The sequence below is a fragment of the Planctobacterium sp. R6 genome, from assembly GCF_055755215.1.
This window is the reverse complement of record NZ_JBVTQY010000003.1, coordinates 73,560-97,474: the sequence shown is the minus strand read 5'-3', so window position 1 is coordinate 97,474 and position 23,915 is coordinate 73,560. Positions and strand designations below refer to the sequence as shown.

Here is a 23,915-nt window from a genome sequence, read left to right as displayed (position 1 = left end):
GTATTAGCTTTCTGTTATTTCTGTCTGATTTAAAAACCAGCACTCGAAATCTGCCTTGGGCAAAGGCTTAGCGCTAAAATAGCCCTGAAAGGAAGAAATCCCCAGGTCACTGCATTGTTGCAATGCCCCTGAAGTTTCAACATTGGTGGCTATCAGCTGGATGCCTCTCTCAGACATTGCCCGCAGGGTATCCAGCCAGTGTTGGTTATTGCTATTGTCTGACAGCCAACTGGCCGGGATTTTACAACTTGAAAATCCATAGCCTTTGTCTGCGATGGCACTTTCGTCCATATGCGCGAGATTCAGGGTAAACCTGACTCCAAGTTCAACCAGTACCGCGATATTTGCCAGGCAATCCGAATTGGCCAGATAGCGCGCATCGATTTCAAGGTTTACATTTTCAGAATAAACAATGTGTTGCAGTAGCGTATATTGCAGGAAACCCGGAAAGTCAGCCCGGGCTAAGGTCGCTTCTGACAGATTGATGTTTAAATAAAGCGGTTGGTGATAATTTTCTGCCCACTCTGAAAAGGTATTAATACTCTCTTCGATAACCCAGCGATCCAGCTGTTCTATATCATTCGAACTGGCTGCAGAATGTAAGTATTGTTGGGTGGGCAGCATCTCGTTTTCAGAAATAACCCGTAGCAGGGCCTCAAAGCCCACCAAATTTAAGCTGTTGGTTTCCAATATCGGTTGGAAAGCCACTTCCAGGGAAGTGTCAATACTCATAGCGTTACTCTGGATGTTGATTGCGGGAGTACCATTTAGTTGCATTATCAGAGGCCTTATTTAACCTGATTGGGGAAATACGTGAGTGTAAATTAACTGGCTTCAGCATAGCTGACAAACACTCAAACACTAAATTAGACTTAAGTTGAATTTGTTTAATACTTTAGTCTTAGAATATGTGATAGTGGTGTTCTGGCTGTGGCAATAGCAAAAAGCAAGACGGGTCTAAAACAGTTAAAAAGTCAGACATTGAGCAGGCAAGGACAGGAGATAAAGCGGTATGGCGTTAATGCGAATCTATAAAACCAAGGTGTTGTTGGTGCTGATAACCACAGTGATTGTCAGCATGATGATGACGATTGCCGCTTTTGTCTGGGTGGAGACTAAGCGATTCACTGACGATGTGGTGCAACAAGAATTTGATACCTTATTGCAACAGATTGATACCGAGTTGCAATCTATCGCGAACAACGCCGTCAACCTTGCCGCCTCGGCTTCCGCAAGTGACTTAATTATAGCCGCAGAAGATGATCAACATGCCTTGCAGACATTGCAGTCTCACTGGCAGGCGTTGTTTCGCGTTTACCCTACTTTGCATCAGGCACGATTTATTGCTGCCAATGGCGATGAGATCTATCGCGCTGAACGTGCTGAACAGACTGTAACCTGGCGCAATACTGATGAACTGCAAAACAAAGCCGGTCGTCATTATTTTCTGGAAGCTCTGGCGCTGGATGCCGGGATTTACGTGTCGCCTTTGGATTTGAATAAAGAAAATAACGTTGTGGAAATGCCGCTGCGTCCGACCATTCGAAGCTCTGCTAAATATTTCAAGGAAGGTGAACTACAAGGGGTGGTGGTCTTTAATTTTGATCTCAGCGCCACCTTCGCACGACTGGCCGATTTACAAAGTAAAAATAACCACTGGCTGGTAAACGACAAGGGGTTTTTCCTGAGTGCGCCGGACAACTCTGCCTGGGGATGGTTGCTGGACAGGCCGGAAAACCAGGTGCGCAATCGCTTCCCCGAGCTGCAAGATTATAAAGTGACTCAGGTGCTGCCTGAGTCATTTTCCGCTGAATTTGTGATGGATAAAATCAGCCTGCCTACCCACAAGGTGATTTCGGTGGCGCTGGACGACCCTGAGTTTTGGCTCATCATGAAAAAACCGCGAAGCACCATGTTGTATCAGGAGCGTTCGGCTTATTTGATACTGGCGGGGTTAGTATTTGGGATCTTCATTGCGGTGGTTATCAATGTTTTCTTGTTCAGGCTAATCAGACAATTGCACGAAGAGAAAGATAATGCGGATAAGGCCTCGCAACAAGCCAGAGAAGCCGAAAAAGCCAAAGCGGAATTTCTGGCCCGGATGTCCCATGAAATTCGCACTCCCATGAATGGCGTATATGGTCTATTGCAAATTACCCAGGGAGAGCGCAACTACAAAAAAATTCATGATAACCTGGAGCAGGCCATTACCAGCTTTTCATTGCTGAGCCGAATTATCGACGACATTCTTGATTTTTCTAAGATTGAAGCCGGCAAACTGGAGATAGTGACTGCGCCATTTCGACTGGATAATCTGTTAAAGCAAACCGGACAAATGATGGGGCGTGCTGCCTATGGTAAACCGATTGATTTGTGGATAGATATTGATCCCAGTTGCCCCAAAACTGTGATTGGCGATTCGGTGCGATTAAATCAGATCATCAGTAACCTGGTCAGCAATGCCATCAAGTTTACCAGTAAAGGCGAAATTAACGTGCGCGTCGCCGTGTTATCAGAAGATGAAAAACAACTGCAACTGGGATTTGAGGTGCAGGACACCGGTATTGGCATGACAGATGAACAAGCGGCGAAAGTGTTTAGTGCCTTTACGCAGGCATCCGGGGAAACCAGCAGTAAATTTGGGGGTACGGGCCTGGGCTTAAGTATCGCCCGACAGTTAGTGGAACTGATGCACGGCACTATCGGGGTCAGCAGCAAAGAAGGGGCTGGCAGTACTTTCCAGTTCAATATTCAACTGCAAAAAGCCGAGGAGTCTCAGGAAGATAAACGCCTCTTTCAGGGCATTGATATTTGTCAGGCCATGGTACTCACCAAAAACGTCAATGCTCAGGCGATTATTCAACGTCAATGTTCTATTTTAGGTTGGCCTTCCAACTGTGTGCGAAGCCTGGACGATTTGCGAAGTTCGCAACGGGCAGAAGGTGCCCAACGGGTCCTGCTGATTGACGAAGCCATTCTGGACACCATAGACAAGCAGGCCCTGGCTGAGTGGCAGCAGTCGCAGGTTGATATTGTGCATCTGATCATTGTGTCGCACAACCGAAAAGACTATGGTGAAAATAGCCTGGTGATCTGTGATGATGTTTTATTAAAACCTTTTACGCCGTCCACCCTTTACGATTCCGTGTTAAGCACCACCATCCCGTTTGCCGATGACGACGCTCCGGAAAAGGCACAACCACAGGATAGCCCGTTGGCGCGTCGCCTGGTGTTAGTGGTAGAAGATAATCCGATTAATCAGCAGGTGGCGGGAGCCATGTTAAAAAACGCGGGTGCGGTCACCAAATTTGCAGAAAACGGTCAGGAATGTCTGGATCTGTTAAACAAAGGATTCAGGCCACACATTATTCTGATGGACATGCAAATGCCCATCATGGACGGTGTCGAAGCGGCGGAGGCGATCCGCAAAAACCCGGAATGGGACAATATCCCCATTTTAGCCACCACGGCGAATGCCATGGCTGCAGACCGAAAACGCTGTTTGCAGGCGGGAATGCAGGGTCACATTGCAAAGCCAGTGGTTAAAGACGAATTATTGAATGCCATTTTAGCCCAGTTGAAAAAATAACGACTCTACCGGTTTTTTGTTAGTCGTCTTCGTGGGCAATGACCCGATTTCGGCCCTGGTCCTTGGCGCGGTACAGAGCGGCATCGGCCAGGTCAAACAACAGCGCCGGCGCTTCATCCTGTTGAGGGATATGAGTAGCGACACCAACGCTTATCGTTATATGTTTGTGAATGGGCGATTTGGCATGTGGCAACTGCTTTTTACGCAGATTCACCAGTAAGTTGTTCGCAACCCGCCAGGCACCTTCTCGTTCCGTATTGGGCAGAATAACGGCAAATTCTTCGCCCCCAACCCGCGCGACCAGGTCGCCTGGGCGGCTGGCTGTTTTAAACAGACTGGCAGCCACCTGTTGCAGACAGGTATCACCCTGACCATGTCCATAGTGGTCATTGTATTTCTTAAAAAAATCGATATCGCACATCACCAGGCTGATAGCTTGCTGATCCCTTTGGGCGCGTTTCCATTCACTGGCTAATACCTGATTGTAGCTGCGCTTGTTGTCTAAACCGGTGAGTGGATCTTTGGTGGCTAATTCTTCCAGCATATCCCTTTGTAACTTCATCATCAGGTGGTTTTTTATCTTCGCCAGCAGCAACGGCATCTGCACGGGTTTACTGATAAAATCGACAGCACCCAGATCAAAACATCGGGTAATTTCAGATATTTGTTCCAGTGACGAGACAAACACCACCGGGATGTTAAAGGTTTTCATATTCTGCTTAAGTTCGCGGCAGATCTGATACCCGGATAAACCGGGAATAATTACATCTAATATAATCAGGTCAGGAGTGGGTTCAGCCAGTGCTTTTTTTAACCCTTTTTGCGCATTGGACTCGGTGAGCACGTCACACATTTCAGACAAGGCGTTATTGGCCATTTCTAAAAAGTAACGATCATCATCAATGATTAGTATTTTGGCTTTGCTATCGGGGGAGTGAATACTCAATGTTGCTCCTCGGAATTTACAAAAAAGGCGTGACCACCAGTATCACGCCTTTTGTAGCATACTTTGCGGATTAACGCATCGTAACGTATTCCTCGCCAGACGTAGGGTGGATTGCCACACAGGCGTCAAAGTCCGCTTTGGTTGCGCCCATTTTTATGGCCACCCCAAAACCTTGCAGGATTTCATCCATGGCGTAACCAATACCGTGCAAGCCCACCACTTTTTCCTCAGGGCCTGCGCACACCAGTTTCATTTTGGTTTGCTGGCGGTTGCGGGTTACCGCAGTGTACATAGCGGCAAAACTGCTGTTGTATACCTTGATATTGTCTTCGCCGTATTTGGCTTTAGCGTCTTCTTCTGACAAGCCGATTGTGCCAATGGGCGGATGACTAAATACCACGGTGGGGATGGTGTCGTAGTCCATTTTGGCGTTAGTCTGACCATTGAACAGGCGCTCCGACAGCGTGCGCCCGGCTTTGACCGCCACCGGGGTGAGATCCACTTTACCGATGTTATCACCCACCGCATAAATGTTTTCGGCCGTGGTGTTTTGGTACTCGTCAACGATGATATGACCCTGTTGATTAACCTCAACACCGGCGTTTTCCAGACCCAGATTGTCGGTAGCTGGCACGCGACCTACGGCCCAGATAACCTGTTCAACGTCCAGGCTCTTACCATCGCTAAAGGTGAGCCTGAGCAGCCCATTATCTTGTTTTACCACACTTTCCGGAATGGAGTGTGTGTGTAGCGTTGGGCCATCTTCTGCCATGAGCTCCATCAGGGTGTCACTTAACATGCCGTCAAAGTTGCGCAGTGGTGCGTGTTTTCGCACTGCCAGGTGAGTTTCAGCCCCGAGTGCATGTAATACGCCGGCCAGTTCAACAGCGATGTATCCGGCTCCGATGACCGCGGCACTTTTTGGCATGTGTTGCAGTTCGAAAAAGCCATCAGAATCAATACCCAGTTCAGCACCGGGGATTGCCGGACGCCAGGGACGCCCCCCTGTCGCGATAAGAATGTGATTGGCGGTGTAGCGTTTACCGTCCACTTCTACGGTGTTCTTGTCTACCAGTTTGCCATAGCCTTTAAGCACGGTGATTTTGTTGTTGCCTAACACCCGGTCGTAAGAGCCATGAATGCGCTCAATGTAGGCCTGGCGGTTTTTTACCAGGGTCTGCCAGTCAAATTTATTGACGGTTACGTCAAACCCATAATCCGGCGCGTAGCGATGGATCGCTTCTGCTACCTGGGCACCATACCACATGGCTTTTTTGGGTACGCAACCCACGTTGACGCAGGTGCCACCAATGTGACGCCCTTCAACCAGTGCCACTTTTTGGCCGTGCATTGCCGCACGATTTGCCGAGGCAATACCACCACTGCCACCACCGATACAAATATAATCAAAATCTGCCATTGTTATCTTCCGGATAATTTACTTGTGCTATAGGTTATGGCTTCACAGTATAGAATTGCAAACCAGCTTTAGCGATTGAATGATTCAAGTTATTCCATTAGAAATGGAAAGCGGCCATTTTATTACCAGCGAATGCGTTTCTTTAAACCGATCATCCTTGATTACAGTTAATTTTGGTGAAAATTTCAAAGGGCGTCTACTATAAAGGATATAGAAGGAATTAATTCCAACTTGGGGTTATGACGATGACCTTTCAGGAGTGAAACTATGCGGGTGCTGGTGATTGATGATAGTGCATTGACCCGAAAAATGATCATTCGCACGATTGAACAGGCGTTTGCGAAAGCGACATTTGATGAGGCCGGGGATGGTGATGAAGCATTAACGCTGCTGAATGCCAATGATTACGATATTTTCACCATTGATTACAACATGCCGGGTGCCAACGGCGAAATTGTGGCTATTGCGGCCAAAACCACGAGTCCCAATGCGCGTATTTGCATGTTAACCTCGCAGGAAGAACCCGACGTGCAGCAAAGAGTGGAGCGCATTGGCGTTCGTTTTCTGCGTAAACCCGATTTTCAGGATGAGCTTCTGGACTTTGTGCAGGCTTCGTAAGAATTGTCCGGCTCACCTTGATTATTCTCTGACAATCCCTACTTCTTTGATAATTATTTTTAAGACGGGTTAAGTATGTCTTTTACGCAATTTGAGTCTGAATTAGGCCTGCCCTTATTCTCGAAGTTCGAACCAGAAACTATTCAGGAAAATGTCAAAAGTGCCATTGCTCAGTGCAAGCAGGTCATTGACGAGTGTCTGCAACAGACTGAATACCGGTGGGACAATCTGGTGTTACCTATCGACGAGGTCAGTGATCAGTTAAGCAAATACTGGTCACCGGTATCTCATATGAACAGCGTAGTGAGCAACGATGCGCTCAGAGAGGCGCACGACGGTTGTTTGCCGTTATTGTCGGAATACTACACCTGGATGGGGCAGCACAAGGGGTTGTACCAGGCTTACAAACAAATTGCTGAGTCAGCGCATTTTAAAACCCTGAACAGCGCACAACAAAAAGTGATTAATGACGCGCTGCTGGATTTCACACTGTCCGGTGTTGCCCTGGAAAATCAGCAAAAACAGCGTTACGCCGAGATTCAGGCGCGTTTGTCAGATTTGTCCTCCAATTTTAGTAACCATGTGATGGATGCCACTTTGGCATTTACCAGACACATTACTGACCAGGCAGAACTGGCCGGATTGCCGCAATCGGCGCTGGATGCCGCCGCGCAGGCTGCCAAAGAAAAGGAACTGGCTGGCTGGTTGTTTACGCTGGACTTTCCCAGTTATTTGCCCGTGATGACCTATTGTGAAAATCGTCAGTTGCGCGAAGAAATGTATCGCGCTTTTGCCACCCGCGCCTCTGAAACCGGACCCAATGGCGGGCAATTCGACAATACCGGCATCATTGAAGAAACCTTAAGCTTGCGTCAGGAACTGGCTAAATTACTCGACTTTGACAATTATGCTGAATATTCACTGGCCACTAAAATGGCCGAGTCTGCAGATCAGGTGAAGGGTTTTTTAACGGATTTGGCTGAAAAATCCAGGCCTCAGGCTGAAGCCGAGTTGCAAGAAATCCGGGATTTTGCGGCAGAACATTATGGTGCCACGGATATTCAGGCCTGGGATATCGGCTTTTACGCGGAAAAGCTCAAACAACAGAAATACGCCATTTCTGATGAAATGCTTCGTCCTTATTTTCCGGAAGACAAAGTGGTATCCGGACTCTTTGAGGTGGTCAGACGCCTCTATGGTATTAGGGTGTCAGAAAGACATGACGTGGAAACCTGGCACAAAGATGTGCGCTTTTTTGAAATCACCGATGAGCAGGGAGAGCTAAGAGGCCGGTTTTACCTGGATCTGTACGCCAGGGCGAAAAAACGCGGCGGAGCCTGGATGGATGAATGCCGCTCCCGTTGGGTCAATGTTGAGGGCAGGTTGCAGTATCCGGTGGCCTATCTGGTGTGTAACTTTAATGGCCCGGTGGGTGATAAACCTGCTTTATTTACTCACGATGAAGTGATCACGCTGTTTCATGAGTTCGGACACGGCATTCACCATATGCTGACCAAAGTCGATGAATCCGGTGTATCGGGCATTCGCGGCGTCGCCTGGGATGCGGTGGAATTACCCAGTCAGTTCCTGGAAAACTGGTGTTGGGAAGCAGAAGCCCTGGCCTTTGTCTCCGGTCACTATGAAACCGGCGAGCCATTACCGCAGGAAATGTTGGATAAATTGCTGGCTGCCCGAAACTTCCAGTCTGCAATGCAAATGATCAGACAACTGGAGTTTTCGTTGTTTGATTTTGGTTTGCACGAGCAGTATCAGCCAGGCATGAATGTGCAGGACTACCTCAACGGCGTCAGGGACAAGGTGGCGGTAGTAAAACCACCTGAGTTTAACCGATTCCAAAATAGCTTTAGTCACATTTTCGCCGGGGGCTATGCCGCCGGTTATTACAGTTATAAATGGGCCGAAGTGTTGTCGTCGGACGCTTATTCGCGCTTTGAGGAAGAAGGGATTTTCAACGCCACAACCGGTGCCTCCTTTTTGCAAAACATTCTGGAAATGGGCGGCAGTAAAGAGCCCATGGAATTGTTTAAAGCGTTTCGTGGGCGGGAGCCCGACATTGCTGCACTGCTTCGCCATAGTGGCATCGCCGCCTGAGCAGTAACCGCCTACCGTGAGGAACCATCGTGAGCGTTGAATTATTTGCCGATATATATGCCCGTGCTGCCGAGCGCAAGGGCGGTGAGCAGGCGTTAGAAAATTTGCTGGCCAAGCCTTTGCCCAGGGCGCAACTGGCTGCATTGGGCGAAGATCGGTTCCTCGCTGAGTTTACCAAAAAAGTGTTTCAGTCGGGTTTTGTGTGGCGGGTTGTCGAACAAAAGTGGCCAGCATTTGAGCAGTGTTTCTTTGGTTTTGATATTGCCAAAGTGCTGCTCATGCCCGATGAGATGTTGGAGCAAAAAGCCAGTAATCCCGACATTATCCGCAACTACAACAAGGTGAAAACCATTCGTGATAACGCCTTAATGATTGACGCGGTACACAGTGAAAAGGGGTCATTTGCGCAATTTATCGCTGACTGGCCGGAAGATAATATCATCGGGCTATGGGAATTTTTGAAAAAGCAGGGGGCACGCCTTGGTGGCAATACCGGCCCGTATGCTTTGCGCGCGCTGGGTAAAGACACGTTTTTACTGAGTCGTGATGTGGAAGGCTATTTTAAGAGCCATGATTTGATCAGCGGCTCGGCAACCTCAAAGCGCAGCCTGGCCTGCCTGCAGGCGACATTTAATCAGTGGCAACAAGAGTCCGGCCGCTCCTTGCAGGAAATAAGCCGGGCCTTGTCTATGAGTGTTGGCGACAATCACGTGGGTATTGAGTAAGCGGAACGCGGGCTCTATCCTTGTGCTAAACTCGGCAGCTTGTCTGACTACAACCGATGGTTTTCACAAATCTTCAGCGACGTGTGGCAAGATTTTGCTATTCTGTCCTGACGCTATTCTGATCCTGTAATTATGCTGCAATTTACTTTTTTCAAACACGGCCTTGTATTGCTCATAGGGTGCGTTCTGTGCTTTAGCTCAGTGGCGCGCGGTGAGCAGGTTTATCAGTACTTTGGCGCCAGCGGTAAGTACGCATTCAAGAATGATTACTTTGTAAGCTTGTTGCGCCAGGCACTGGACGCGACCAGTACCCAGTTTGGCGCGTACCAACTGACGCAATACCCGATGCGGATGAATCAAAGCCGGGCCATTGAAAACATGAATAAAACCTGCGATTTCGATGTGCAATGGCATATGACCACTGCCCTCAGAGAGAGCAAAATGCGGGCTATTAAAATTCCATTGTTTAAAGGTTTATACGGGTACCGGGCCCTGATGATTCACCAGGACAACGAGGCAAAATTTGCCGCAATTGATGACCGTCACCAGTTGCAAATGCTCACCGCCGGACAAGGTGCCGACTGGCCTGACACCGGCATTCTCAAAGCGAATCATTTTAATGTGTACGGCGTGGCCAATTATCATGCCTTGTTTGACTTACTGGCACAAAAACGCATCGACTACTTTCCGCGAAGTGTCACTGAAATTCCGGACGAACTGACTTTGCACGCAGACAAGCCTCTGATGCGGGAGGCACACATCCTGCTGTATTACCCTGCCCCGATTTATTTTTTTGTGTGTCCTGATGACCAAGAATTGGCCAATCGCCTGGAACAGGGATTGCGGCACCTGATAAGTAGCGGGGCTTTTGCGACACATTTTCGTGCCAGCAATGAGTTTCAGGGGTTTACCCGGCAAGGGGGTTTTACTGATAAAACCCTGTTCAAACTCAGCAACCCACTGATCGAAGAACAGAGTTTACCTGCCGATGAGCGTTTGTGGTTGTTTCCCTGAACAACTGGCGCGAACACACCGAAGGAAAAAGGACCTATGTCAGACATTAAATTCACAAAACACGAAAAAGCGGCAATGGTGGATAAATTGCAGGCCTATTTTGAACGTGAACTGGATCAAGAGTTAGGTCAGTTTGATGCGGAGTTTTTGCTGGACTTCGTTTCCAAAGAGCTTGGCGCTTATTATTACAATCGAGGATTACATGATGCCAGAGGGATTTTCGAGGCCAGAGTTAAAACGATTGATGACGATATCTATGCCATTGAACAGGATATCAGCTAACCATGAACACCTGGCCTGGTGAATGCCAGACCTCGTTTACCAGACCCTAATGGGTTTTAAGCTTACTTAACAGGCCGTACAGCTGCTGAATAGCTTCGTCAATGGCCTGCGAGCTTTGCTCTGATGCTTGTGACAGTGCCGAAACCTCACGGGTGGCGTCACCAATGATCACCATATTGCGGTTCAGTTCTTCACTGACCACACTTTGTTCTTCGGCTGCCGTGGCCATCTGCATCATGCGCTCACTGATTTCTGAGATCTGTTCAGCGGTTTCCTGCATACGGGAGAAGGCTTCCTGTGAACGCATTGAGGCCTGACCGGCCTGCTCGTTGCCTTTTTCAATAATATGCACGGTTGAATTGACCTCACCTTGCAGTGCATCAATAACCGTGGCAATTTCGCTGACCGAATCCGCGGTTTTGGAAGCCAGTGCCCGTACTTCGTCGGCGACTACGCTGAAGCCTCTGCCGTGTTCACCGGCGCGGGCTGCCTCAATGGCAGCATTTAAGGCTAACAAATTGGTTTGTTCGGCAATCGCGCCAATAACATCCAGTATCTTTTTAATATCCAGACTGCGGGTGGAGACGGCCTTAACCGCCTCTGAAGCGCTGGCCATTTCACTGGACAACTCGCTGGCACTTTGGGTTGATAATGACACCTGTTTTTCAGTTTGTTTCACATTGTCATTAGCTTTATCTGCATTGTCTGCTGCCTCAGCCGCTGTTCGGGCCACTTCTTTTGCGGCCTCTGACATTTGCGTAATCGCGGTAACCACGCTGTCTACTTCGGTCAATTGCACCTGAATCTGAGTATTGGTTTGTTGCGCCTGACTGCGTGTGGTTTTGCTGCCTTCCAGCACCTGTTCACAGACGTTTTTAGCCTGGTCTAACAGTTCCCTGACTTTTTCTCTGAACAGGTTGAAGGCGTTCGATAGCTGAGTCAGCTCAGCGTGTGACTGTACCGAGATGTCCTGAGTGAGATCGCCACCCTGGCCGGCCAGCTCAGTCATTTTATCGGCGATGAGTTTTACCGGGCTGACAATACTGCGGGTGAACAGGTGAACCATCACCAGGGCGATACCGGTGAGTACAATAGCAACGGTGATCAGGGAGCCCATCAGGGCGTTGATGTTCGAGGCGATGGTGTCGCTGACCCTTCGGGCAGGGCTGAGAGCCGTGGCTACATCCACACCAATGATCATTTTCCAGTGGGTACCAGGTGTGGTGAGCGGGATATCCCGGAGCACATACATCATATTGTCAATGGTGACTGAGCCGCCACTGCTGCTGAGTGATAGAATCTTTGCACTGGCCTGTTTGTTTTTGAACAGTTCATCAAATTTACGGGCCAGTTTATCCGGTGCTTCGGTAGCGGCTGCGACGATTTCATGTTGGCTGATAACGTACACCGCAGACTTGCCCTGGTAGAGAGACTGTTTGAGGGCTTCAGCGGATTGCTGCAGTATGGGCAGGTTCAGATCCACGCCAACCACTCCCCGAAAGCGTCCTTCAGCTAACACCGGATAGGTCAGACTGGTCATCAGCTCTTCGTAGCCTGGGCGTATTTCATAATTGTAGGGGCTGATAATGCAGGGTTTACGGGTTTCTTTGGCGCATAAAAACCATTCTGCTGCGCGAAAGCCGAATTCATCCAGTGTGGTGTCGAATTTTTCCTGCGCGTCTTCAATTACCTCCTGAGTAATGGAATTATCAGGATTGCGCACAAAGTAAACTTCGAAACTGCCGTGACCGGCCACTGAGTGTTCAAATCCGGAAAGGTATTGCTCGCTGTTTCCGTCGAACTGGTCCTTTTCAAATTGTGCATAAATGGATGAGGTGGGACTCACCCGTAATAAGCTGGCCGTTATGCTTTGCACCTGGTTGCGACTTAGTTTTAAGTCGCTGTTATTGGATTCAATGCTTTGGGCGATTTGTTCTGCCAGAATTCGCGGAAAGGCATAGGCCTTTTCAATGGCCATGGCAATTTCGGCCGCCTGCTGCGACGCCTTCGCGGCCACCGTGCTTTCAATTTGTTGCGCTAACTCCTCGTTAACCTGGGTCACGATTTTGCCTTCTGTGGCGGTGAGTGAGAAATAGCTGACCACCATCAGTATTGCAGACAGCGCAATCAGCAAGGCGCCAACAACTGCAACCAGTTTAACGGCGAGACTCTGACTTTTAGATCTCATAGGTACCTCTTGCGGTTGGTGCTAACCGGGCTCAGAAGCTTACGGTTTTACTGATTGTTGCGAGTAAACGCGTGTCGCCATAAGTGTCCAGATCTGTGCCTTCCAGGCTCAGGCTGGCATCAAAGGCGTCAAAACTAAACTCAGAACCGATGCGCCAATGCAGGTAGTTGTCATCGCCAGGCTCCCATTCAAAGTCATCACTGTCCAGACTTTGTGAACGGTCAACGGTGGTCACCAGGGTGGTTTGTTCAGAGAAGGGGTAACTGTAGGAAATGGCCGTGATGATATGCCCTGCGCCGGTTCCGGCGTAATCAGGCGCGTACCAGAATTTCAGTTCCAGGTTGTCTTTGCCGATGGCGGCGGCGACTTCCAGATAATTGGCGTCGTTGCTGTCATCACCACCGTGATAGCTGTAGTAAAGTAGCGAGATGTCATACCAAATACCGTCTTGTAACTCATTGTAGTAGCCAGTATACAAATCTACTTCCAGATTGGTGTCGTCACCAAAGTCGACATTGGAGGCCCAGGCGCCGAAATAAAACCCCGAGTCAGCGGCAAAGTCCAGACTGCCCTGAAGTGCCGGCTTTTCATCCGTTTGGGTGACCCCGTTAAACAAATAATCCGATGCCAGGGTAATCGTTGCAGAACGTTCTGCGGCGATATTGTGGAACGACATAAGCATTAAACACAGTGTGAATAAGCGGCCGTTCATAGGTCACCAATTGGTTGTTATTTGCTCTAATTATAGCAACCTTTGATTTTTTGCCTCTTTTTTAGCGGTTTTTTCACGCTTTCCGGGCGGGTGTTTTCAGCGGCGCAAAGAAAGTGCTGCTTATTGCATATTTTTGAGTTTGGACATGACTTTATTAAATATTAAACCGGTTTGTTCGGTTTTTTGCAGTGAGTGATTGTAGTCGTCAAAGGCGGTATCAATGATATGGTGTATGCGTTCTTCCTGGTCTTCTTCCAGTCCCAGACTGGGTAGCAGCATTTCCAGATCACTCATCATATTACGAATGGTTTTGGTACTGCCATCGATACTGTGTTGCAAATCCTGTGACGCGATATTGAGTAGCTGAGTAACCTCTTTGACGGAATGTTGCCAGTCTCGGGCAAGGGTCAGTGCCTGTTGTTGATTCAGGGCATCGACTTTGACTTCGAAGGTTTCCATTAAAAAGCAGAGGTTATCCCGAAGTCGTCCGGTTTTTTCCTCATCATCGGGCATATTAAGCACCAGCAAGCTGGTATCACCGAAGGTAAAAATACAGCGGGAACCTCGGGTCCAGATGCGCTCGGACCGCCTGACAACGGTGATAATTTCCTGTTCCATAGATGTGCTGTTGCGTCCGGCAGAGGCTTCAAACCGGGGCTTGCACTGCACTTCATAATAAAGTGTGGACTTTAACGAGAGTTCCGCCAGGCAGGAAAACATTGCCTGAGAAAGCTCCCCAAAATGGGTTGCTTTATTGGCATCCTGGACGCCACGCATAATGACACCCATTTCACTTTGTGCTGACATTGCCTGAAACGCGGTGTGACTGGCGTAATCCAGCTGTTTTTTCAGACCTGACGCAGAGCAGAGCATTTCCATGGCAGCGTGAACCTTTCTGGCGACTTCCACCACGTCATAGGGTTTGTTGATATAGTCATCTGCACCGGCTTCCATGCCGCGAATGCGTTCTTCTACAGAGGTTTTCGCTGACAGGAAAATGGTATAGGTGAAACAATGACTAAAGTCTTTTTCCACGATGCGACAAATCTCGTAACCCGTCGGGCCGGGTAACAGGGTTTCCAGAATAATGAGCGTCGGCTGATCAGGGGTCAGTGTTTTGAGCATCTCCTCGCCACTGGAAAACACACAAACCTGGTAGTCATCTTCCAGCATGCCCTGAAGCAATTCCTGTTCAATATCATCCGGCTCTACAATGCATATTCTGGGCTGAGACATAACCACTCCCTGTTTTGGGTGCACGCAAAATTTCCATTGTGAACCTTAATCAGGGCGGAGCAATTAGACAAAGGTCTAAAATTTTGAGTTATTTTAATCAATGCGCTGTTGCGTTAATCTCTGGTAAAATGTTCTCCGGCAGACAAAGCAGCAAAATTTTAAGGTAAACAAGTGACACAACACACTGAAGAAAAGCATCCATCAGCACAAGATAAAACCCACTTCGGCTACAAGCAGGTAGAAAAAAATGAAAAGGTCAATATGGTGGCTGATGTGTTTCATTCTGTTGCAGCTAAATACGACATGATGAATGATTTTATGTCGATGGGCATTCATCGCTTGTGGAAACGCTTTACCATTGATTGCAGTGGCGTGCGCAGTGGACAGAAGGTGCTGGATCTGGCCGGTGGCACCGGCGACCTGACGGCCAAGTTTTCCCGCCTGGTGGGTGAATCCGGCAAGGTGGTATTAGCCGATATCAATGGCTCGATGCTTAAAGTTGGCCGGGATAAACTGCGGGATAAAGGCATTGTGGGCAATGTGGAAACGGTGCAGGCAAATGCGGAATGTTTACCTTTTCCTGATAATTACTTTGATATAGTGACAATTGCTTTTGGTCTGCGCAACGTCACCGATAAAGACGCTGCCCTGGCTTCTATTTTCCGGGTGCTAAAGCCGGGTGGACGCCTGCTGGTACTGGAATTTTCCAAACCGGAAAATCCGCAGTTTGGCAAACTCTATGACTGGTACTCGTTTAATATTTTGCCCAAAATGGGGCAACTGGTGGCCAATGATGCTGACAGTTACCAGTATCTGGCGGAGTCTATCCGGATGCATCCGGACCAGGAAACCCTGAAAGGCATGATGCAAAACGTGGGCTTTGAGCAGGTGACTTATCACAATCTCACCGGAGGCATTGTGGCCTTGCACCGCGGGTTCAAGTTCTGATGCCAGCGCCGCAGTTAGTGTCAGCGCTGTTGGAGCAGGGGCTGAATGGCTTGTTGTCTCTGGATGATGCCAGTGCGCAACGCATTGCTAAGCTAAAGGGTAAACGCCTGGTGGTTTCCTTAGCAGAGCTTCCCGGCGATTTATTGTTTGTGTTTTCTACCTCGGTTGATGTACTGGTGTTAGAGCGACAACCGACTGAAGCTGACAGGCACACCCTTTCCGAATCCGATTGCTATCTCGCGACCAGCTTGTTTACCCTGCCGGAACTGCAAAATATCAGTAATATTACCCAGTTGATCAAGCAGGATAAGCTGGTACTGGAAGGCGACATTCAGATTGCGCAGCAGTTTAGTTACCTGCTGAAAGCGCTGGATATTGACTGGGAAGAACAGGTATCCCGTCATACGGGTGATGTCCTGGCCCATGAGATATTTCAGTTTGCAGATCGGGTCAGGCAGGGTTTGCAAGGCTTTAAACGACGTCTTGAAAGCACCGTTAAAGATGCCGCGATTGAAGAAAAGAGGCTGGTGGCACCGGCACCGTTGGTGGCTGATTTCAGTAGTCAGGTAAGTGAGTTGCAGCAACGCACGCAACAACTGCAGCGGCGTCTGGAGCAATTACAGCGAAAAGAACAGGGCAGTTAAGTGCGAATATTTCGAATTTACACCATTTTAAGTGTGTTGCTCAGGCACGGACTGGACAAACTCATACCTCAGCAGTTTCGCCCCTGGTATTTTTCCGTGGTTCGAATGTCGCTGTTTTGGGTGCAAAATCAATATCCCCGCAAAAGTGAAGGTGAGCGGGTTCGGCTGGCGCTGGAGTCGCTGGGCCCGGTTTTTATCAAATTTGGCCAGATGCTTTCCACCCGCCGGGACTTGCTGGATCAGGAACTGGCGGATGAATTGGCACTGTTGCAGGATAAAGTAACCCCATTTGACGGCGCTATCGCGCAACAACTCATTGAGAAAGCCTTAAAGTTAGGTTCCATAGACGAACTGTTTGACGAGTTTGATATCCGACCTCTGGCTTCTGCGTCTATTGCGCAGGTACACACGGCCCGCTTAAAAACCGACGGGCAACAGGTGATCATCAAAGTAACCCGGCCTGACATCAAAAAAACTATCGAAGCGGATATCGAATTGATGCGGGTGCTGGCAAAAATCGCTCAGCGAGCCTTACCGGATGGCCGACGCCTGCGGCCAGTGGAGGTAGTAGAAGAGTATCGCAAAACCATCATCGATGAACTGGACTTGTCCCGTGAAGCTGCCAACGGCAATCGTTTGCGCACCAATTTTGAACAGTCTGATGAGTTGTATGTACCGAAAATCTACCTGGATTACTGCCGGGTGAATGTGCTGGTGATGGAGCGTATCTCCGGTATTCCTGTGGCCAATGTGCAGCAGTTGCAAGCCAATAATACGGATCTGAAGTTGCTGGCAGAACGGGGCGTAAACATCTTTTTTACTCAGGTGTTCCGCGACAGTTTTTTTCATGCCGATATGCATCCTGGCAATATTTTTGTGTCCAGAGAAAATCCGGCTTCACCACAATACATTGCCATTGATTTTGGCATAGTCGGCACGCTGAACCGGGAAGACAAACGCTACCTGGCGGAGAACTTTGTGGCGTTTTTTAACTCGGATTACCGCAAAGTGGCAGAGCTGCACGTGGACTCTGGCTGGGTGCCGGCGACCACGAATATTGATGATTTTGAAATGGCGATCCGTTCCGTTTGTGAGCCTATCTTTCACAAACCTCTGGCGGAAATCTCCTTTGGTCAGGTGTTGTTGCAACTGTTCAGCACGGCACGCCGTTTTGACATGGTGGTACAACCGCAACTGGTGTTGTTGCAAAAAACCTTGCTGTATGTGGAAGGCCTGGGTCGACAACTCTACCCACAATTGGATCTGTGGCAAACCGCTAAGCCCTTTTTAGAAAACTGGATGAAGCAACAAATGGGCTGGTCGGCAATGTTGGGCAAAGTCAAAACCAACCTGCCATACTGGAGCGAAAAGTTACCTGAAATGCCGGAACTGGTGTTTGACAGTTTGCAGCAAGTGAAGCGGTTTCCGCAGAAACAGCAACACTGGCATGAACAACAGATTGTGCAGCAGCGGGAAAATACCAAGAGTATTGTGTATGCCATTTTAGGGGGCACCTTCATCGTGCTGGCGGCGTTACTCCCCGGCACAACATTACCGCTGTGGAGTGCGATGTTGTGCGGTGCGCTGGGTGCGGGCTGCTGGCTAAAAACCTTCTTTAAACTGTATCGGCTTTAACCTCAAACCGGCTCTTCGCCAAAGTGCGCCTGGTATATTTTCAGCATGGTTTGGGAATTCTTAAAACCACAACGCCGGGTGACTTCCTGTAACAGGCAGCCGCGCCCGAGCAGGTGACGGGCCAGATCCAGGCGCTTTTGAATGAGATACTGTTTCGGGGTACAGCGAGTCAGGTTGTTAACCCGCCGAAAAAACTGCCGTTTGGACAGGGCAAACTGCTCAAAATAATCTTCAAAACGAAAATCCGCATTGCTGATATGAGTCTCAATCAAACGGTTGAGTTGGGCCAGAAAGATAGCGTCCCGGGATTGCTGAAAAGGCACATGCTCTTTGATTTCCTGAAATTGTTGGCGTTTGGCCTGATGGCCCTGCAGCCTGATGGCACTTTCAAGTAACAGCTCTTTGTTAAAGGGTTTACCGAAAAACAGATGGGTGTTCAGATCCAGCGCCTTTAAGCGATTCGCTGTGGTATCCCGGGAAGTGATGAAGATCACCGGCGCACCGGGTTCTGCCGAACTGCTGTACAGTTCCTGCAGCAGCTCAAAGCCGTTACCACTGCTTTGGATGGGCTCCATTAATATGATGTCGGGTTGCCATTCACGGATCTTGTTCAGTCCGGCTTGCAGGTTAAAGATGCCTTTGCAGTTAAAGTGCTGGCTCATTAGCTGTGCCAGACACATCTGGATTTCGGGACAGGGATCTAAAATCAGGCATTTAGGGCTTTCAGTGTTTGGCCCTGGCTTGTTTAACACCGGCTCTTGATAGGCCTCAAAAAATATCTGTGGCGGACAAGGATCACTGGCACCACCGTTGTCTGCTGATTGGGTGATGTATGCCGGAAAGTGAATTCGCAGCAGGCTGGGGCCCGTTGCACTGTCAAACAGGGTAGTGCTGACTTCCAGCTGTTTACCCATGCTGGCAATCAAAAAGTAGCCAGATTCGCTCTCAGGATCGGGTATGGGGTTGATGGTGTCAGCTGGCATATCGGAACTGACCACCAAATCCAGTTGTTCCTGATGCGCTTCTAAATGGATCTGTAACCCGTATCTGGCCGGAATGTGTTTCACTAAAAGATGCAGGTAAAAAGAGATGTAAATCAACAGCACCTGATCTTTTACCGGCAAAATATAGTGAATCTGTTCAGGCGCATCAAACCGGATAGTGTGTTGTGTCTCTGTGTCGGGAAAATGCTGCAACAGGCTGGTCAGGGCCCGATTCAGATTGCAACTGTTGTCGACGTTGGGGTGCAGATCGCCGGCCGTGCTTTTTACATAGCTGGTTGCCACCTGGGCGTGCTGAATGAGTTGTTCGATTTTTGCTATGCTGGATTCTGTCGCCAGGGCTTTTTCCAGTGCGTCCTGATCAAAACGGGCCTGCTGGAACCAGTCAAGGTAGTTGCTTTTAATCACAGAAAGCGGGTTGCTCAAATCATCAGACAGGGCATACAAAAAAGCATCGCGAGTTTCCATGAGCAATTGGTTACTGGCGGTCAGTTTTTGTATCACCACCTCTTGCTCTGCCATGTCTTGTTGTTGCTTGTCCTGTTTCGCGTGAAATCGCATCAACCTGAATTTGTTTTTGCGTATTTTGAATCTGGCCCGCAACAAGGCAAATATCAAGAGCAGACAGCTTGTGGCCAGAAAACTCAGAAGCCCATAAAGCCATGCCACATTTTGCGGGTAAGCAGACTCCTGATGGATGAGGTCGGCGGTTTTAGCTAAGGCGAATTCCGCTGTGTTAGTGCTGTCGTTGTATACGCTGTGCCACTGGTTTGGCAGACCCGTGCTAAATGTCTTCGACCAGGGTATTTCTGTGATACGGTCAGGCAGATTGTTTTTGCTCTGCTCCAGGGTACCTGACGCAAGTTGCAGGTAAAGCGCGATGTTTAACAGCACACTGAGCATTATCGAATACAACATACGCGAAACGTTAATTGAAACGCCTGGTGGGGGCTATTGGTTTCTGATGGCATTGTTGCAAACTCTTATTGTTATTTTTATCTGTATCTATTGAATCTGATTAAGGCTCCTTCCTGTTTTTCAATCCTGCGCCCAGGTACAACGGAAAGGTAAAAAATATAACCTTTTCCAGATAAGACAATAATCTGCCCAAGATTTCAAGTTACAAATTTTGACGAATTTGTAATCTGTGCTTTACAAACACTTTTTGCGAGGGATGCTTCGTCCAGTAAACCGATTTTCCGGTTTCGCCATTAAGTGACACTAATTAAATCATTATTTATCAATGGTATACCTGATATTTCCGGATTGTCTGGTTGTGGTCGTACCAGATGCGAGGGGTGGCTATTGTCATTCAAAATTGCTGTACATGGGGTAAGAAATGTACTCGTTTTTTTGTTTCCCAAAAATTTAGCCTCCGACACTCGCGGTTTACCGTGGGATGCAACAGAGAGGTCTCAGGGGAATAAAACGGCGACCTGCTAGTACCTGATGCCGTTACGCCGTTTCAGTAATGACTGTCAGGGGTTACAGGAAATAAATCCAAATAATATCAATGACAGGAACAATAAAAGATGTCTCTTAAACTAAATAAAATATTGCTAGGTTTAGGTATTTCTTCGCTCTCGCTTATTGCCAGTTCCACACTGGCACAAGATCTCGATGCTGCGAAAGGACCGATGAAAAGCGCCGCTGAAAAAAGTGCAAAAGCACTAAACAGTGCCCCTGACCTTGCTGAAATGCAGCAGCGTTACATCGTGGTATTTAAAGACAATGCCGTAATTGGTACCGCTGAGTCGATTAAAGGTGGTGATGGTGTTTCATTGTTTGACAGAGAAGGTAAGCTGGATGCCCGCTTAGCCTCTGACTTTTTACGCGGTCTGGGTGCAACGCCAATAAAATCCATCGAAGGCCATAAGATGATGGTTGTTAACATGGACAAGGAAACTTTCAATACTGTATCCAACCATCACAGTGTTGCGACCGCTGAAGTGGATCCAAAGCGTTATCTGCAAGCGCAAACCACCCCTTATGGTATCCCCATGGTTCAGGCTGATCAGCTGTTTCAGAATAACCTGAGCGCGCGTAAAGTCTGTGTTATCGATACCGGTTACAATCTGGGTCACCCGGATCTGCCTGATCAAAACAACGGTGCCTCTGGTACTGCCAACAATGGCAGCGTGGGTAACTGGTACAACGATGGCAATGGTCACGGTACTCACGTAGCCGGTACTATTGCAGCACTGTCTAACAACGAAGGGGTAATCGGTGTATACCCAGGTGTTGATATTCACGCGGTTAAGATTTTCAATGATTCAGGTAACTGGACATTTGCTTCTGATCTGATTGCCGGTATTCAGCAGTGTGCGGATGCAGGCGCCAATGTTGTTAACATGAGCTTAGGTGGTGGAAGTTCTTCAACTTCTGAATCGAATGCGATGCAAGGTTTTAATGATCAGGGCATCATGTTAGTTGCCGCAGCGGGTAACGATGGCAACAGCACGTTCTCCTATCCGGCGTCTTATGATGCGGTTATTTCGGTGGCGGCTGTTAGCTCCAGCGAAAATCACGCCAGTTATTCGCAGTACAATAGTCAGGTAGAGTTGGCGGGACCAGGTTCGTCCGTTTACTCCACTTATCCCACGAACACCTATGCAACGTTGAGCGGCACATCTATGGCAACGCCACACGTTGTAGGTGTTGCAGCGTTGGTATGGAGTTTCTTCCCTCAATGTAGCGACGATCAGATTCGTTCAGCTCTGCAGGCAACCTCTAAGGACAAAGGTGCTTCTGGCCGTGATAACTATTACGGTTACGGTATTGTGCAGTCGGAAGATGCCTACAATTACCTGAACACCTATGGCTGTGACGGTGACGGCTCTGGTGGTGGCGGTGGCGGCGGCGGTGACGTCGATCCGGTAAATGGCTCATTGTCTGACCTGAGTGGTGCACGCCGCGCCTGGGATCGTTACACCTGGGAAATCCCTGCTGGTGTTACCACCATGACAGTGAGTATTTCAGGTGGTACAGGTGATGCCGATTTGTACATGCGATTCGGTGCGCAGCCTTCTACCAGTACCTTTGATTGTCGTCCTTACACTGCGGGCAACAACGAAACCTGTACCTTCAACAATCCTGCTGCGGGTACCTGGCACATCGGCATTCGGGGCTACTCAGCCTATAGCGGTGTTACCCTGAACTACAGCTATCAATAAAACCGTTTAAGGTCTGACGGGCTTCTTTTATGTGTTGGGAAGCCTTCAGTAGCAGAACACCGGGGCATGTTTGCTCCGGTGTTTTATTTTTTGGGGTATTCCAAATACACAGTGGTGCCCGCCTCAGCTGTACTGTCGAAGCGAATGACACCGCCCTGCGCTTCGGTCAGCAGTTTGGCCACATAGGTGCCAAGGCCTGTCCCACCGGGTTTGTTCCAGGTGGCATACTTTTCAAAAAAGCGCTCCTGCATCGGCGTTGCGACAACCGCAGGATTATTAACTAAACACACCACACTTTTGGGGGTGTTCTGAAAACTGATATTAATTGTCGCGCCCGCATCGGAGGCTTCAATCGCATTTTTAATAATGTTCATCAGTGTCATGCGCACCATGGCGTCTTCTGCCTGAATTATCAGTAAGGCATCATCATCAATTTGCCATTTTTGGCTTTTAGACCTGAGTAGCTCACTCAGTTGTTCCGTTATTTGTTTTACCATGTCCACTAAATTAAGGTTCATAGCATTGAGTTGATGCGCTTTATTTTCCAACCGGGTGACGATATTCAGGTTGTCCACATACGCATTGGCGGTGGAGCAAATTGCCCTTAAATGCTGAGTGGTTTCTTTGACTTTTTTGGGCTCATCATAATAGACATCCAGTTTTCTGAGATTGTCTGATATTTCCTGAAATGGCCGTTTCATGTCTTTTTGTAATGCCCGGTCGAACTCTGCCCGCAATTGGGTGTAATCCACCATGAGATCCACCTGCTCTCTGAGGTTTTTTGCCGCACGTGCAATTCGGACGTGGTTTTTCACCCGGGCGGCCAGTATCTTCGGGTTGATGGGTTTAGTGATATAGTCCACGGCACCTAATTCTAAGCCTCTGACTACATCATCAGTCTGATCCATCGCTGAAATAAAGATGACGGTAATATGTTGAGTTGCAGGGTGAGACTTGAGTTTCTTACAAACGGTCAGGCCGTCCATGTCTGGCATCATTATATCCAGAAGTACCACATCCGGAGGGCTGTCAGATAGGCAAATTTTTAATGCCTTTTCGCCACTGGTGGCGGCTTTAACCTGGTAATCATGTCGTATTACTTCGGTGACAACTTTTATGTTATCCGGCACGTCATCCACCACTAAAATGCTGGTGGTTTCCAGGTTTTCCGGTTCCGTTTGAGTGTGGTGAGCTGTTTTTACCGCGGCATTTTGGTGTTTTATCGGTAAGGCGATCGCGCGTTGCAGACGCTCACTGAAGGTTTTCAGTGAAAAAGGCTTAACGATAAACTCTGATATGCCAGATTTTACGGCGTTAACAACGGTGGATTGATCTAACGACGCGGAAATCATCACAAATGCACAATTGGCCATGTTGTCACTGTTGCGGACTCTTCTGAGCAATCCCAATCCGTCCACTTCAGGGGGGTGTTGTTCACATATGATGATATCCACTGGTTTCTTTCCGAGGATTTCATTGGCATGGCTCAACTTGGCGGCCTGCTGGATATGAACAAATCCCAATTGTTTGAGCATCGATGCGATGGTGGCACGAATATTATCTGCCGGATCCACAATTAAAACTGATTTTGCAGAAAAGCTGGCCTGCGGCTTACCTGAGAGCATTGATGATTCCTTTTAAACAACGACATGGGGTGTTTTCTTACTATTGG

The 23,915-nt window shown here is 48.5% G+C and carries 18 protein-coding genes; 10 read left to right on the top strand and 8 right to left on the bottom strand.

All coding sequences use genetic code 11. From position 1 onward, the window contains the following. Nucleotides 1-3 precede the first annotated feature (3 nt). Nucleotides 4-732 carry an EAL domain-containing protein gene (locus AC0J20_RS03310; RefSeq protein WP_473020594.1) on the bottom strand — a complete coding sequence of 243 codons (729 nt, stop codon included), beginning with the start codon at nucleotides 730-732 and terminating at the stop codon, nucleotides 4-6. 280 nt (nucleotides 733-1,012) lie between these two features. Here AC0J20_RS03310 and AC0J20_RS03305 point away from each other — a divergent pair, with 280 nt between their 5' ends. Next, a complete protein-coding gene (locus tag AC0J20_RS03305; RefSeq protein WP_473020593.1) occupies nucleotides 1,013-3,589 on the top strand; it encodes an ATP-binding protein in 2,577 nt (858 codons plus the stop codon). A 19-nt stretch (nucleotides 3,590-3,608) separates the two neighbouring features. Here AC0J20_RS03305 and AC0J20_RS03300 read toward each other — a convergent pair whose 3' ends face one another. Both AC0J20_RS03300 and gorA read right to left on the bottom strand, forming a co-directional pair. Continuing rightward, the gene (locus AC0J20_RS03300; RefSeq protein WP_473020592.1) at nucleotides 3,609-4,535 is read right to left on the bottom strand and encodes a diguanylate cyclase; all 927 of its coding nucleotides are present in this window, start codon (nucleotides 4,533-4,535) and stop codon (nucleotides 3,609-3,611) included. A 70-nt stretch (nucleotides 4,536-4,605) separates the two neighbouring features. After that, nucleotides 4,606-5,955, bottom strand: a complete 1,350-nt coding sequence (gene gorA, locus AC0J20_RS03295) for a glutathione-disulfide reductase (RefSeq protein ID WP_473020590.1) — start codon at nucleotides 5,953-5,955, stop codon at nucleotides 4,606-4,608. Nucleotides 5,956-6,222: 267 nt separating this feature from the next. On the opposite strand from gorA, the gene AC0J20_RS03290 reads away from it, so the two are divergent. The 5 genes from AC0J20_RS03290 (at nucleotide 6,223) to AC0J20_RS03270 (ending at nucleotide 10,706) form a co-directional block, all read left to right on the top strand. Beyond that, nucleotides 6,223-6,573 carry a response regulator transcription factor gene (locus tag AC0J20_RS03290; RefSeq protein WP_229530328.1) on the top strand — a complete coding sequence of 117 codons (351 nt, stop codon included), beginning with the start codon at nucleotides 6,223-6,225 and terminating at the stop codon, nucleotides 6,571-6,573. 75 nt (nucleotides 6,574-6,648) lie between these two features. Further along, the gene (gene prlC, locus AC0J20_RS03285; protein WP_473020589.1) at nucleotides 6,649-8,685 is read left to right on the top strand and encodes an oligopeptidase A; all 2,037 of its coding nucleotides are present in this window, start codon (nucleotides 6,649-6,651) and stop codon (nucleotides 8,683-8,685) included. A 26-nt stretch (nucleotides 8,686-8,711) separates the two neighbouring features. Then, the gene (locus AC0J20_RS03280) at nucleotides 8,712-9,410 is read left to right on the top strand and encodes a DNA-3-methyladenine glycosylase I (RefSeq protein WP_473020692.1); all 699 of its coding nucleotides are present in this window, start codon (nucleotides 8,712-8,714) and stop codon (nucleotides 9,408-9,410) included. A gap of 132 nt (nucleotides 9,411-9,542) precedes the next feature. Continuing rightward, complete coding sequence (locus tag AC0J20_RS03275; protein WP_473020587.1) at nucleotides 9,543-10,424, top strand: hypothetical protein; 882 nt, start codon at nucleotides 9,543-9,545, stop codon at nucleotides 10,422-10,424. 36 nt (nucleotides 10,425-10,460) lie between these two features. Continuing rightward, nucleotides 10,461-10,706, top strand: a complete 246-nt coding sequence (locus AC0J20_RS03270; RefSeq protein ID WP_473020586.1) for a DUF2164 domain-containing protein — start codon at nucleotides 10,461-10,463, stop codon at nucleotides 10,704-10,706. A 46-nt stretch (nucleotides 10,707-10,752) separates the two neighbouring features. Here AC0J20_RS03270 and AC0J20_RS03265 read toward each other — a convergent pair whose 3' ends face one another. From AC0J20_RS03265 to AC0J20_RS03255, 3 genes are all read right to left on the bottom strand, one after another. After that, the gene (locus tag AC0J20_RS03265; RefSeq protein WP_473020585.1) at nucleotides 10,753-12,894 is read right to left on the bottom strand and encodes a methyl-accepting chemotaxis protein; all 2,142 of its coding nucleotides are present in this window, start codon (nucleotides 12,892-12,894) and stop codon (nucleotides 10,753-10,755) included. A 31-nt stretch (nucleotides 12,895-12,925) separates the two neighbouring features. After that, on the bottom strand, nucleotides 12,926-13,606 hold the full coding sequence (locus AC0J20_RS03260; protein WP_473020584.1) for a TorF family putative porin: 681 nt from the start codon (nucleotides 13,604-13,606) through the stop codon (nucleotides 12,926-12,928). A 120-nt stretch (nucleotides 13,607-13,726) separates the two neighbouring features. Then, nucleotides 13,727-14,842, bottom strand: coding sequence for a response regulator transcription factor (locus AC0J20_RS03255; protein WP_473020583.1), 1,116 nt, complete (start codon nucleotides 14,840-14,842; stop codon nucleotides 13,727-13,729). Nucleotides 14,843-15,013: 171 nt separating this feature from the next. On the opposite strand from AC0J20_RS03255, the gene ubiE reads away from it, so the two are divergent. From ubiE to ubiB, 3 genes are read left to right on the top strand one after another with little or no spacing between them, the layout of a single operon-like run. After that, the gene (gene ubiE / locus AC0J20_RS03250; protein WP_229530321.1) at nucleotides 15,014-15,790 is read left to right on the top strand and encodes a bifunctional demethylmenaquinone methyltransferase/2-methoxy-6-polyprenyl-1,4-benzoquinol methylase UbiE; all 777 of its coding nucleotides are present in this window, start codon (nucleotides 15,014-15,016) and stop codon (nucleotides 15,788-15,790) included. Then, on the top strand, nucleotides 15,790-16,434 hold the full coding sequence (locus tag AC0J20_RS03245; protein WP_473020582.1) for a ubiquinone biosynthesis accessory factor UbiJ: 645 nt from the start codon (nucleotides 15,790-15,792) through the stop codon (nucleotides 16,432-16,434). The genes ubiE and AC0J20_RS03245 overlap by 1 nt, the downstream gene beginning before the upstream one ends. Then, nucleotides 16,435-18,069: a ubiquinone biosynthesis regulatory protein kinase UbiB gene (ubiB, locus tag AC0J20_RS03240; RefSeq protein ID WP_229530319.1), complete on the top strand. Its 1,635-nt coding sequence runs from the start codon at nucleotides 16,435-16,437 to the stop codon at nucleotides 18,067-18,069. 2 nt (nucleotides 18,070-18,071) lie between these two features. On the opposite strand, the gene AC0J20_RS03235 is transcribed toward ubiB, so the two are convergent. Continuing rightward, entirely contained in the window at nucleotides 18,072-19,988 is a 1,917-nt protein-coding gene (locus tag AC0J20_RS03235; protein WP_473020581.1) for a helix-turn-helix domain-containing protein, read from the bottom strand. A gap of 614 nt (nucleotides 19,989-20,602) precedes the next feature. On the opposite strand from AC0J20_RS03235, the gene AC0J20_RS03230 reads away from it, so the two are divergent. Beyond that, nucleotides 20,603-22,243, top strand: coding sequence for a S8 family serine peptidase (locus AC0J20_RS03230; RefSeq protein ID WP_473020580.1), 1,641 nt, complete (start codon nucleotides 20,603-20,605; stop codon nucleotides 22,241-22,243). Nucleotides 22,244-22,326: 83 nt separating this feature from the next. Here AC0J20_RS03230 and AC0J20_RS03225 read toward each other — a convergent pair whose 3' ends face one another. Next, entirely contained in the window at nucleotides 22,327-23,868 is a 1,542-nt protein-coding gene (locus AC0J20_RS03225) for a response regulator (RefSeq protein WP_473020579.1), read from the bottom strand. Nucleotides 23,869-23,915 lie beyond the last annotated feature (47 nt).

Coding starts and splice junctions, on each gene's coding strand:
- AC0J20_RS03290 (WP_229530328.1), top strand. CDS start 6,223: ATGCGGGTGCTGGTGATTGATGATAGTGCATTGACCCGAAAAATGATC.
- AC0J20_RS03235 (WP_473020581.1), bottom strand. CDS start 19,988: ATGTTGTATTCGATAATGCTCAGTGTGCTGTTAAACATCGCGCTTTAC.
- prlC (WP_473020589.1), top strand. CDS start 6,649: ATGTCTTTTACGCAATTTGAGTCTGAATTAGGCCTGCCCTTATTCTCG.
- AC0J20_RS03275 (WP_473020587.1), top strand. CDS start 9,543: ATGCTGCAATTTACTTTTTTCAAACACGGCCTTGTATTGCTCATAGGG.
- AC0J20_RS03230 (WP_473020580.1), top strand. CDS start 20,603: ATGTCTCTTAAACTAAATAAAATATTGCTAGGTTTAGGTATTTCTTCG.
- AC0J20_RS03255 (WP_473020583.1), bottom strand. CDS start 14,842: ATGTCTCAGCCCAGAATATGCATTGTAGAGCCGGATGATATTGAACAG.
- AC0J20_RS03270 (WP_473020586.1), top strand. CDS start 10,461: ATGTCAGACATTAAATTCACAAAACACGAAAAAGCGGCAATGGTGGAT.
- AC0J20_RS03260 (WP_473020584.1), bottom strand. CDS start 13,606: ATGAACGGCCGCTTATTCACACTGTGTTTAATGCTTATGTCGTTCCAC.
- AC0J20_RS03225 (WP_473020579.1), bottom strand. CDS start 23,868: ATGCTCTCAGGTAAGCCGCAGGCCAGCTTTTCTGCAAAATCAGTTTTA.
- AC0J20_RS03305 (WP_473020593.1), top strand. CDS start 1,013: ATGGCGTTAATGCGAATCTATAAAACCAAGGTGTTGTTGGTGCTGATA.
- AC0J20_RS03245 (WP_473020582.1), top strand. CDS start 15,790: ATGCCAGCGCCGCAGTTAGTGTCAGCGCTGTTGGAGCAGGGGCTGAAT.
- AC0J20_RS03265 (WP_473020585.1), bottom strand. CDS start 12,894: ATGAGATCTAAAAGTCAGAGTCTCGCCGTTAAACTGGTTGCAGTTGTT.
- gorA (WP_473020590.1), bottom strand. CDS start 5,955: ATGGCAGATTTTGATTATATTTGTATCGGTGGTGGCAGTGGTGGTATT.
- AC0J20_RS03310 (WP_473020594.1), bottom strand. CDS start 732: ATGAGTATTGACACTTCCCTGGAAGTGGCTTTCCAACCGATATTGGAA.